This is a genomic window from Pseudoalteromonas lipolytica (assembly GCF_900116435.1).
Taxonomy (GTDB): domain Bacteria; phylum Pseudomonadota; class Gammaproteobacteria; order Enterobacterales; family Alteromonadaceae; genus Pseudoalteromonas; species Pseudoalteromonas lipolytica.
In genome coordinates, this window is record NZ_FPAZ01000018.1 from 78,033 (window position 1) to 89,256 (window position 11,224).

The window sequence follows — 11,224 nt, forward strand, 5'->3', positions numbered from 1 at the left end:
TTACAAAAATAATACAATTATTTCAGCATAGACCAGCACACTTAAAGTGCCAATTGTGCAGTAGTTTTTACAGCCTTAAATAATAATTTAGGTTGGGTCACCAAAGTATTATTCCAACTTGAGTGAAGATCGCGTATCGTAATTTGCATTCGTCAGGCCACGTTAAAATAACAACAGACAGTGGCTTAACTATCACAGGAGTATTTATGTTTAAAGTGACCACCCCACAAAGTAGCGAAGATTGGCAAGCGTATTATTCATTGCGTTGGCAAGTTTTAAGAGCACCTTGGGGCGAGCCGCGTGGATCTGAGCAAGATGACTTAGAGCAAGACGCAGAGCACCGCTTTATCAAAAATAATGATGGCGAGGTATTGGGGGTAGCGCGTCTGCACTTCAATAATCATCAACAAGCACAAGTGCGTTATATGGCTGTGGCTGAGGGTAATCGTAATCAGCATATTGGTAGTCGTTTGTTGCATGAACTCGAAAAAATAGCATGGACACAAGATGCCGATGAATTAGTTTTATTTGCGCGTGAACGGGCGCTCGACTTCTATAAACGCCACGGTTATGAAGTAAAAGAAAAAGCACATTTGGCTTACAATGATGTACAGCATTGGAAAATGGTGAAACAAAAGCCGTCTGAGCCAGGCTGGTTCCGTCACCCTAATTGGACACAAGTGCTACAAAATACGTGGCGTGAATCAATTCCAATCAGTGATGCAATGGGGATTAAAGTTGAAAGTTATACTGACTGGCAGTTTACGACCCGTGCTGATTTAGATGCCAATTTAAACTTACATAACACGATGTTTGCCGGTTCCATATACAGTTTAGCGACATTAACAGGGTGGGGAGCAACCTATCTTGCATTAAAAGAAGCCGGTCTTGAGGGAAATATTGTGTTAGCTGATGCGAACATTAAATACCTAAAACCTCTCAATAACGATCCCCGAGGCCGTGTTGAGTTGCAAGGCTGCAAAGGGAAGTTAGCTGATTTAGAATCAAATGGTAAAGCAAGTTACCATGTCCCAGTGAATGTGTACGATGGCGATGTATTAGTTGCTGAGTTTGAAGGGCACTTTATCGTAAAAAAATAGCATAGTTTTAGCCTTTAACAGCGGGCGCTAAGTTGCTCGCTGTTAAAGGCTCATAATGCGTTGCTTACAGTAAGTCTGTTAAAAGAATACCCACACCAAAACGCTCTATATCGGCATTGTAGTCAATTAGGCTCTCACCATAACCGTTGAAATATTGTGCGTAACCACGTAACCGTCCCCACAGCGGGAAAGACCAATCAAGTTGGATTGCACCGCGATTATCAGAATTTAAGTTATTACGCGACATAAAGCTAAATTCATGTTCGTTGTAGCGATACGCCCCAGAGAATTCAAAGTAGCCCATGTATTTGTAGATATCGGGGTTATCATCGCCGCGAGCTTTTAACTCGTTATCTTTTTTGTCTTCAGGAATGCGGTACCAAGGTTTAAAGCTAAATACAAAGCCGTTTTTTTCCCATAAAAAGTCAGCGTATATGCGATTCCATGAACGTGAGTTTGGCTGGCTGCGGCCATTAGACTGATGCGATGCACCAATGGCTATCGCCATTTCATCACCCCAAAGTACATGCTCAGGATCAAGGTAGTTTATCCAGAATATTTCAGGCTCGTAGTTGGTCTCGCGAAAGGGTGATGAAATATCTTTGTTATAAAACTGCCAAAATGATTGCATGGTAAAAGCAAAAAATACGCCTTGGTCTTTATCAGAAAAGCCCTCAAAAATAGGCACTTTTATTGATAATTGATATTTAACTTCTAGGTTATCAAGTGGCTCGCCATCGGCGTCATCAGCCAACTCTTTTAAACCATCAAACGGGCGAACATTCGGATCAGACACATAAGAAAGTGGTAAAATGTAATTACGTTTATGGGGGGTGATTACATTGCGGTTCTTTTTACTCACTTCTTCACGCGCTTTACGCTTATCCAGAGCTGTCAGCTTTTTGCTTTCGTCTAGATCGGAGCATTTCTTGCGCAGCTGTTCGAGAGTTTGCTGACCATCTCCGCCAATCGCTTCATTTAATATACATTGCTTAACTAATTCGAGCGCATCATCTTGCTCATTCGTATTTTGCTCTTCGGTTTGGGCTAAAACAGGTACGGAAAATAAACTCGCGGCAACTAGCCAAATACGCCATCCCATTGCGATTCCTTTAAATAGATGTAGAAGTGTGATCAGTATAGTGATTTTTACATAACTCGCCGTGAACTTGTACTGAATTGTGGACAAATGTTATCTCTACCGCTTAATCGGCGAGTTTAAACACGGTTTAGGTAAGGTGGAATTGACAGAGGCGAGGACTTGTTAAACGCTATTGTAAATAGAGAGCCCCAAGCTAGGCTTGGGGCTCTAATATAACGGCCTTTGGATAGAATCCTGTTGGCCGTTGACTCTCACGCAATGAGAAGGAATGAGCTCTGGGTTTAATCACAGCTCAAAGACATTGGTAAAGAACTTATAAAGCTCAGTACCTTGGTTTACGCTCGCTGATGCGAAATGCAATATTGCAATCGCGTCTTTATCAAAACTGAGTGTTTGCAGTGGTTGTTCACATAAGTAGCGCTCCATACGTAAAATATGGGCTATCGGCTCACCTGCTTTGATATGACCGCCTAACGGTGCTAAGTACTCGACCATACCGCCCATCGGGGCGTAGTAAGCAATGTAGTCATCGAGCATACAACCGTAACGAGTCATCGCTTTAGGCTGATACGCTGCATCAACAAATACACCTTTATGAGTCAAGTAGCTTAAAATACTGTGTGCATCTTCAAGGGCGGCACTCAAATCAATTTTTTCTTGGCTGCCAAGCTCAACAGTAAAAGCCTCGACCTGTACTGAAAGTTCGCGTCCGTATTTAGTAAGCTCTTCAGATAAAGACCACCACGGGCAAAAGCTTGCTTCATCCATCGCACCCCCAAAGTCATTAGGTATGAGCAATACATGTTCAATATTGAAGTATTGTGCGCTGTTTTTGGCATACTCTGGACAATATAGGTGCTGGCTTGAGATTGGGCCTGTGTGAAGGTCTAATACGATGTCGGCTTGATGTGCCAACTTTTGTAAGTTGAGCGCGATACGTTTACCCGTTGTTAAGCTGTAATCTGGGCCGTTTAGTTGTGCATTGATATCTGCGACTAACGCGTCTTTAAGAGCACTTCTGATCGTGTCTTCATTGCTTGATGCATGCTGCTCTGCAATCTGGGCAGGTAACGCGTTGTTAAAGCGATACATACGGTTCCAGTTGGTCCCTGTGATGGGATCAAAACGACCTAATGTAAATTCCCCCGACTTTTGGTTGCAGCCAATCGGATTTGCATAAGGGACAAGTGTGATATCACCGCGCAGTTTAAGCGTTTTTAATTGTTCAAGTAGCTGGTAAATAACGGCATTACCTTGTACTTCTGCACCATGCATGTTGGCCTGAATGTAAACGCTTGGGCCACTTCCATCGCCTTTTAAGCGATAGACTGGGATGGTCAATGGTAAGCCATTCGCAATTTCGCCGACGACAATGTTTTCTTGGCTAATTAAATCTTTACTCATGGTGATTACCTTAAATAATAGCTGGCATCTTCAGCGCTGCGGATACATTCAATGTTGCCTTGCTCAATGACGTATTCGGCAGCAAGTTCATGGCATAAAAAGTACGGCATACTCTCTGTGAAACCATAAGCACCACATTGACTGAATATGAGCCAGTCATGTTCATCTACGTCATTCGCTAATGTATGTTCACCTAAACAATCAAGCGCGGTACAAAGTGGACCATAGAGTGTCATTGTTGTCAGTGAAGCCTGTGATTCACGCAATACTGTAACTGGGAAGTCTTGGTTTGTGATCGCAGGACGAAGCAGGTGATTAATCCCGCCTGATAAAATCACTTGCTGTTGGCCATAGTTTTCTTTTCGCTCAACCACAGGTGTTGCGTAATGACCACATTCACCTACGGCATAACGGCCTAATTCCATCCAAAGTTCCGCTACACCGGCTTGAGCTTTAATGCTGGCAAGGGTCTCGATAAGTGCTGACCAGTCTAATCGGTTGGCATCTTGAGTATAAGGGATGCCTAAGCCGCCCCCTAAATCGAGTATGTTAAGTTCAATCCGTAATGCACGTGCTAGTTGCTGTAATGGCTGGATCATAGCGCGCCAAAGCGCTGCCAGTTTGTCAGTGCTGAGCATGTTGCCCCACTGAAAAATATGCAAACCATCAACCTTAAGTGCTGGGTAGTCATTGACATTAAGCGCGTGCCACTCTTCACAACCAAGGCCAAAAGGAGTGAGGCTATCGCCACCAAGCGGGTTCTTTTCGCTGTCTGGCCAGCGAAGTTGTACACGCAATAATACTTGCAGTTGGCAGTTAGCTTTTGTGGCTTGCTCGTTTAGCCAACGGACTTGGTTAATGCTCTCGGCGACGAAAATACGCACACCTCGCGCAATAAAATGACTAATTTGTGCAGGGCTCTTTGCTGGCCCTGTGTTGAGCACGCGCTCGCTATTGATGCCTTGAGCAAGTACTTGCTCAAGTTCACCTTTACTCGCCACATCAAAATTAAACCCCGCACTGTCTAAACACTGAATAATGCGAGACAGGGGATTAGCCTTAACGGCATACCACAGTTTCACATCGGTTTGGGCAGTGAGTTGTTTTAAATGTGTCGTTAATTTATCAAGGTCATAGATAAAAAATGGTGTATCAAGGTGCGCTGAAACTTGTTCAACTGCTTGCTTGATGGGCGTGCTCAAAAAGCTCATTAACGTAAAACCTCTTCTAATAACAATGACGCGTCACTTTGTTCGTCACGGTATTTTACGATGAGCGCACATGACATGCTGAGGCCTTGCTCGCGAGCCCATGCATTGGAAGCAGGGCGAGAACCTGGGATCACAATAGCGTACTCAGGGATTGGTTCGCCTTTTTCTAATTGACGCTCGTTCACGCAATCATAGACTGGAATGGTCGCAGACAAGCGGACTCCCGGTGCAAGCACTGCGCCTTTTTTAACGACAACGCCCTCTACAATCACACAACCTGCGCCGATAAATGCATCATCTTCAATAACCACAGGACTGGCACCAATTGGTTCAAGTACGCCACCTAACTGAACCGCTGCGCTCAGGTGAACATTTTTACCCACTTGTGCACATGACCCTACTAAAGCGTGGCTATCGACCATAGTCCCTTCATCAATAAATGCTCCGATGTTTACATACGCGGGTGGCATAATGATCGTGCCTTTAGCAACGTGCGCACCTCGGCGAACACTGCTACCGCCAGGGACCATACGTACACCTGCATCTGCGGCAAAGCCTTGAGGGGCTAAATTGTGCTTATCAACAAATCCACCAGGAAACTCCGTGTTTGTGCCATTTTTAAAGGCCTCTAAAATGCCTTGTTTTACTTCAATATTGGCATGCCAGTTGCCATTCTCGTCTTGTGTTGCGGCACGTACTGTGCCCGATTCTAAGTTATTTAATAATGCTAACCAGCTCATGATAAAACCTGTTTTTAGTTCCAAGATAAAATTGTGTTGTTTGCGTGGGTGATGCTGTCTGTATGCTCAAGCTCTAAATGAGTCAGCGGTGGACGTAATTGCGGGGTGTTTATTCTACCTTGCAGGTGCATCAGTACTTTTACGGGAATTGGGTTTGCGACAGCAAATAAGCTTTGAATTGCGCTAGACCAATCGGTGAATAAATTGGGATGTTGACCGCTTAAACTTCGTTTAACAAACTCATGAGTTTGACTTGGCCATGCATTCGCCGCCACTGACACTAAGCCTTTAGCACCCGCTTGCGCAAAATATGGCATCAGTGCATCGTCACCACTAAAAATGGCGAGCTTAGGTGAGGCCGTTCTAAAGCCTTCAAATTTGCCGATGTCACCACTGGCTTCTTTAAGTGCCCACAGGTTTTTATGATCGGCGAGGTTTTTAATGACGGTAGGTGAAATCTCAACAGCACTGCGTCCAGGTACGTTGTATAGCATACATGGGTGTTTACTCGCATTTAGTAAGCTTTCAAACCAATGAGTTTGGCCAATAACGCCAGGCTTTGCATACAGTGGCGAACCTAACAAGTAGCCATGAATAGGCAGTTGATTGCAGTACTCGACCCACGCAACTTGCTGCTTAAGGTTCATACCACCAACGGCAACCATAAGCGGTACGCTAGGGGTTAGCTGGCATACGTGCTCAACAATGGCTTGTTGTTCTTTGAGTGAAAGAGCAAGCCCTTCACCGGTACTGCCCAGCAATAAAATACCATTGTTGGCAGCTTGTTGTTCAGCCACAAGCTGTTCAAGGGCGATGTAGTCTACCTCGCCAGATTCAGAAAATGGCGTGATTAGCGCTGTCCATAATGGATAGTCGTTTAAATCAAAATTGTTGATCATCTCTCACGAACTTATAAGGTATTCGAAGAGTCAGTGCGGAAACAATTGAATGGAGCCGCATGTCGTCATTCGAACAAGGTATAATTCGAAGAGCGAATGGGCTTAAAATAATAAAGACGCGACGGCCTTATTATACTAAGACCAGAAGCTCTCCACCAAACTTATCAATAGCATTGCTATTGTTGGTGACAGTCGCTGGGATTCAGCCCAGTCGCCCGAAATAAGCACCCCACAAACGGTGTTACTTCTCGGCGTTAATTTCCCCTCACGTATGATCAACAGAGTCTGTGCTCTTCCCATACGCTACCTGAATAACGCACCTCTTCCAGCCCTTTATGCTCGCTTTAACGTTAAAGCCAACATAATGAAATAGGGTATTGGCGCTGATTAAAGCATTTTAGCCTTCTAGGTGTCAAGGCGGTGGATTTGTTTTTTATTGACCAATTAAGCAATCGGGTTACGTATAACTTCGTTTTTACGTACACTTAGAACGAAGCAGACGAATTGGAAGAATGATGGAAAAGTTTACCGACATTTATCAACGAGCCGTTAAAAGAAAAGGCAGTGAAGAAATGCTGCATGCACTGTTATCAAACCCGCTCGATGATGCTGATATTGCTAACATAGCGGATGATTTATGGTTGGAGGAGTTCACTCGTAAGGTATTTCAAAGTGGATTCTATTGGTCTGTAATCAATAATAAATGGGCGGGGTTTCGTGAAGTATTTTGGGACTTTAGCGTCGAAAAACTATTGATGATGCCACCTGATATGCTCGAACAAAAAGCGATGGATGAGCGAATTATTCGCAATTTCAAAAAAGTGCAAACAATTCCTGAAAATGCTTACATGATCCATGAAGTCGCTGAAAAAAATGCAAGCTTTAGCCAATTTATTGCACAGTGGCCCAGCGACAACATTATTGGTTTATGGGCTTACTTGAAGAAGCATGGCGCACGCTTAGGCGGGAACACCGGCCCTTATGCGTTGCGCGCGATGGGAAAAGATACCTTTTTGCTCTCGCGAGATGTGGAAAGTTATCTTCGTGCTCATCAGCTCATTGATGGGGGATTGCAGACCAAAAAATCACAGCAAGCGGCGCAGAACTTTTTCAATGAACTACAGCAGCAAAGTGGTTATAGCCTGCAAGCACTGAGTCAATTAGTTGCTTATGGAGTGGGTGATAACCGAGTAGGCATTGCAACACCCTAAGGAATAATATGAAACTGCACACCCGATATACAGACATTAGTGATCTGTTAGCAATTGAAGACACCCCAACAGCGGTTTCTGACCCGAACTTATTGCTATTTAATGCTAATTTAGCCCGCGAGTTTGACATTAGCACTGACCCTGAGTTTTTAGCAAAACGTTTAAGTGGCTCAGAGGTAGATAACGCTGTAAAGCCTGTAGCGCTTGGCTATTCGGGTCATCAATTCGGTCATTTTTCGCCGCGTTTGGGGGATGGTCGTGCGCACTTGCTTGGTGCCATTGAAGATAAACATGGCGCATTATGGGATTTGCAATTAAAAGGTGCAGGTGCAACGGTTTTTTCGCGTGGGGGAGATGGTCGTTGTGCACTAGGCCCTGCCATACGTGAATATATCATGAGTGAAGCCTTGGCGGCCTTAGGTATTGCAACTACCCGTTGCCTTGCTGTTGTAACGACTGGAGAAACTGTTTACCGACAACCCCCACGACCCGGTGCCGTTGTAACGCGTGTGGCGAATAGCCATATCCGTGTTGGTTCATTTCAATATTTAGCAACTCAAGGTGATATTGAAGGACTTGAAAAGTTAGTTGAATACGCAATTAGTTGTCATTTTCCTGATATTAAAAGTGAAGGTGAGCAGCGTATTACAGACTTTTTAGCGGCGGTAATCGATAAGCAGATTGAGCTTGTTGTGAGCTGGATGCGAATTGGGTTTATTCATGGTGTAATGAACACAGATAACACATTAATTAGTGGTGAAACCATTGATTATGGCCCGTGTGCAATGATGAATCAGTTTGATTTTGAAACGGTTTTTAGCTCTATTGACCACCAAGGACGTTATGCTTTTGGTAATCAACCAACTATTGCAAATTGGAATTGTGCGCGTCTTGCAGAAAGCTTTTTACCGCTTTTTAAAGATGAAGAACGTGCGCTCAGCGAATTATCAGCGGTTATAAATGGCTTCGCTGCTAAGTTTAACACGGCATTTGATACCATGTGGCGACTAAAGTTAGGTTTAGATGGCGAGCAAGCAGGCGATCAAGCATTAGTTTCAGAGTTACTCACTTTGATGAAACAACATAAACTTGATTACACGAACACATTTAATGCGCTGACAGAGTCATTACGAACAGATTTCCCGCTCCCGGATAGTTTAAAAGAATGGCTTTGTGAATGGCGGTTAAGAACTTCGGGTGAAAGTTACGGAGTGATGCGCGCTGTTAATCCTGCAGTCATTCCACGTAATCATAATATTGAAATGATCTTGACTGAATATGAGCAAACGGGCACGAGTTCATCGATAGGTGAGTTGTTGAAAGTCTTAGAAAACCCGTATAGCTATGAAGAGCGATTAGCAGCTTGGTACCAGCCCCCTCATGATGGGGATAGTCATTACCAGACTTTTTGTGGTACTTAAGGGCGATGTTGCACAATATGTTGCAGCTGTAAATGCTCATTTTTTAAAATCTAAGTGTTCGCCGATTGAGCAAGGTAGCTGCCAGTGATATGATTTATATCAATAAAACAGCACTAAAGTTTTGCTTTTTAACGAATATTTACAAATAAAGTTGCTTTCAACTTGTTGATTTAAAAATAACCAATATAATAATGTAATTGGGAATGGACTTTAATCGGTTTTGAGGTCAGTAGATTAGGCAAAAAAGCAACTCTTGTCTGATCTTAATAAAGCGATCTAGAGGCGTTGTTACACAAAGTTATTTAGATAACCTATTATTATGGGTAATTGACTGAAATTACTCGGCAAGATATTTGTTCTGTACCGAGTGTGTTAAGTTTTGATTAACTATTAGTCGACTACTCTGTTTAAACTGATTGAGCTGGGATGACTTAGCTACAATTTTAATTGTGAAAATGGGAAGGAAACAATGAAATTAAAATCACTTACTATTGCTTTAGCATTAGCTGCAACTAGTGCATCAAGCTTTGCAGCTGAAAAACAAGGGTTCTATATTGGAGCTTTTGGCGATTACTATGACGCATCTTGGGAAAATATCCGTGATTATGCGCCAGGTGGCTTGAATGTTGATGACTCTACAGGTTGGGGTTTAGAGCTAGGTTACCGCTTCAGCGATCATTGGAGTGCTCGTCTTGAATATGCCGACATGGATTTTGATTGGGATCTTACTGAGAGCGACGGCACAACGATGAGCGGCTCAGAAAGCGGTAAGCGTTATGGTATCGACGGTTTATATCACTTCGGTGGTGGCCCATTCTACGGTATCTTTGGTTTAAAAAACCTTGATGCAGTTGACGAAGATCTAATGTTCGCTAACCTAGGTGCTGGTTACCAACATTACTTCACTGATAATTTTGCATTTAATGCTGAAACGTCTTTATATCAAGGTCTTGACCGTGGTTATACAGATGTTGGCGCTAAATTAGGCCTAAGCTACATCTTCGGTGATCAAAGTTCGCCAGAGCCAGTTGAGCCAGCTCCAACAGTTGTTCCTGTTGCTGTTGAGCCTGTAGACAGCGATGGTGATAACATCCCTGATGCTGACGACCAATGTGCTAACACACCGATGACTGATGCAGTTGACGGCACGGGTTGTACATTATATGAAGACCGTGAAGTAACGAAGAGCTTACTAATCACGTTCCCTAACAACACATCTAAAGTGTCTCAACAGTACTTAGATGACATCGCTAAAGCTGCTGCTTTCTTAAAAGAGCACCCAGGCACTAAAGTACTACTTGAAGGTCACACTTCATCTGTAGGTAAAGCTGACTACAACAAGTGGTTATCTAAGAAACGTGCTGATGCCGTTGCTAAGAAACTTATTGAAGATGGTATCGATGCAGAGCGTCTAACGACTGTTGGTTTAGGTGAAGAGCGCCTTAAAAACCCAGCTAATACAGCTGAAGCGCATGCTGAAAACCGTCGTGTAGAAGCACACGTAAGCGTTATTGAGCGTGTAAAAGTAGAGCGTTAATAATTAACCTTTGCGACTAATTTTAAAAACCCAGCCAAGTGCTGGGTTTTTTTATGGTTAAAATAGTGTGCTCATAAGGATAAGTAGTTAAACCAATCTGCAAAAATACCTACCCCAGTTCACAATAACGCTTAACCATTTTGAGGTGCTAAATTTGTCGCTAGCTGCGTTAATACCATATATGGACTCTCTCCGATTGCAAGACAGTAATTGATAGAATTTCAAAGTTCATTGCTGCCATATATTCGGCTTTTTTATGAGCAGATTTATCCGCTCTAGCCCTGATGGATATCCGCCCCTATCACCTTATCAATCTCGACGGCTTCTAACAACCTTTGGTATTATCAGGTTTAAATAGGACGGCTATGAACCGTTTTCCGTCAATCTCAATCTTTGCAATTTTTGCTATTGAACTTTTGTCTTTTAATTGCGGTTAATGTTTTTATACAAATTTGTACCTCTCTTGTTTTACGGTCATCGCCCATGCCATTCGCGCCATTTTATTCGCTAATGCAACCACTGCTTTATTAAATGGCAGCCGCTCCCGCAGGTTATTTGCCCATAAGCTTACCTTGTCAGCTTTACTCCCCGATTTGACT

9 protein-coding genes and 1 riboswitch are annotated in these 11,224 nt (G+C 43.3%); of the genes, 4 read left to right on the plus strand and 5 right to left on the minus strand.

The window, feature by feature from the left end:
- Positions 1-206 precede the first annotated feature (206 nt).
- A complete protein-coding gene (locus BM378_RS17050; RefSeq protein WP_036974132.1) occupies positions 207-1,100 on the plus strand; it encodes a bifunctional GNAT family N-acetyltransferase/hotdog fold thioesterase in 894 nt (297 codons plus the stop codon).
- Between the two features lie 64 nt (positions 1,101-1,164).
- Here BM378_RS17050 and BM378_RS17055 read toward each other — a convergent pair whose 3' ends face one another.
- The 5 genes from BM378_RS17055 to dapA all read right to left on the minus strand — a co-directional run bounded on the left by BM378_RS17055 (position 1,165) and on the right by dapA (position 6,456).
- Positions 1,165-2,202, minus strand: coding sequence for a phospholipase A (locus BM378_RS17055; RefSeq protein ID WP_074989655.1), 1,038 nt, complete (start codon positions 2,200-2,202; stop codon positions 1,165-1,167).
- 285 nt (positions 2,203-2,487) lie between these two features.
- Entirely contained in the window at positions 2,488-3,606 is a 1,119-nt protein-coding gene (locus BM378_RS17060) for a succinylglutamate desuccinylase/aspartoacylase family protein (RefSeq protein WP_074989656.1), read from the minus strand.
- 5 nt (positions 3,607-3,611) lie between these two features.
- The gene (locus tag BM378_RS17065) at positions 3,612-4,817 is read right to left on the minus strand and encodes a PLP-dependent decarboxylase (protein WP_074989657.1); all 1,206 of its coding nucleotides are present in this window, start codon (positions 4,815-4,817) and stop codon (positions 3,612-3,614) included.
- The gene (locus BM378_RS17070) at positions 4,817-5,557 is read right to left on the minus strand and encodes a 2,3,4,5-tetrahydropyridine-2,6-dicarboxylate N-succinyltransferase (protein ID WP_036974123.1); all 741 of its coding nucleotides are present in this window, start codon (positions 5,555-5,557) and stop codon (positions 4,817-4,819) included. Before BM378_RS17070 ends, BM378_RS17065 begins: the two co-directional genes overlap by 1 nt.
- A gap of 14 nt (positions 5,558-5,571) precedes the next feature.
- Entirely contained in the window at positions 5,572-6,456 is an 885-nt protein-coding gene (gene dapA, locus BM378_RS17075; protein WP_074989658.1) for a 4-hydroxy-tetrahydrodipicolinate synthase, read from the minus strand.
- A 137-nt stretch (positions 6,457-6,593) separates the two neighbouring features.
- A riboswitch (Lysine riboswitch) is annotated at positions 6,594-6,789 on the minus strand.
- A 182-nt stretch (positions 6,790-6,971) separates the two neighbouring features.
- Between dapA and BM378_RS17080 the strand changes: the two genes are divergently transcribed.
- The 3 genes from BM378_RS17080 (at position 6,972) to BM378_RS17090 (ending at position 10,625) form a co-directional block, all read left to right on the plus strand.
- Positions 6,972-7,667, plus strand: coding sequence for a DNA-3-methyladenine glycosylase I (locus BM378_RS17080; RefSeq protein WP_074989659.1), 696 nt, complete (start codon positions 6,972-6,974; stop codon positions 7,665-7,667).
- 8 nt (positions 7,668-7,675) lie between these two features.
- A complete protein-coding gene (locus BM378_RS17085) occupies positions 7,676-9,088 on the plus strand; it encodes a protein adenylyltransferase SelO (RefSeq protein ID WP_074989660.1) in 1,413 nt (470 codons plus the stop codon).
- A 469-nt stretch (positions 9,089-9,557) separates the two neighbouring features.
- Complete coding sequence (locus BM378_RS17090; protein ID WP_036974115.1) at positions 9,558-10,625, plus strand: OmpA family protein; 1,068 nt, start codon at positions 9,558-9,560, stop codon at positions 10,623-10,625.
- Positions 10,626-11,224 lie beyond the last annotated feature (599 nt).

What these genes read in the sequence shown, in the direction of transcription:
- BM378_RS17050 (WP_036974132.1), top strand. Translation starts at nt 207, where the DNA reads ATGTTTAAAGTGACCACCCCACAAAGTAGCGAAGATTGGCAAGCGTAT.
- BM378_RS17055 (WP_074989655.1), bottom strand. Translation starts at nt 2,202, where the DNA reads ATGGGATGGCGTATTTGGCTAGTTGCCGCGAGTTTATTTTCCGTACCT.
- BM378_RS17060 (WP_074989656.1), bottom strand. Translation starts at nt 3,606, where the DNA reads ATGAGTAAAGATTTAATTAGCCAAGAAAACATTGTCGTCGGCGAAATT.
- BM378_RS17065 (WP_074989657.1), bottom strand. Translation starts at nt 4,817, where the DNA reads ATGAGCTTTTTGAGCACGCCCATCAAGCAAGCAGTTGAACAAGTTTCA.
- BM378_RS17070 (WP_036974123.1), bottom strand. Translation starts at nt 5,557, where the DNA reads ATGAGCTGGTTAGCATTATTAAATAACTTAGAATCGGGCACAGTACGT.
- dapA (WP_074989658.1), bottom strand. Translation starts at nt 6,456, where the DNA reads ATGATCAACAATTTTGATTTAAACGACTATCCATTATGGACAGCGCTA.
- BM378_RS17080 (WP_074989659.1), top strand. Translation starts at nt 6,972, where the DNA reads ATGGAAAAGTTTACCGACATTTATCAACGAGCCGTTAAAAGAAAAGGC.
- BM378_RS17085 (WP_074989660.1), top strand. Translation starts at nt 7,676, where the DNA reads ATGAAACTGCACACCCGATATACAGACATTAGTGATCTGTTAGCAATT.
- BM378_RS17090 (WP_036974115.1), top strand. Translation starts at nt 9,558, where the DNA reads ATGAAATTAAAATCACTTACTATTGCTTTAGCATTAGCTGCAACTAGT.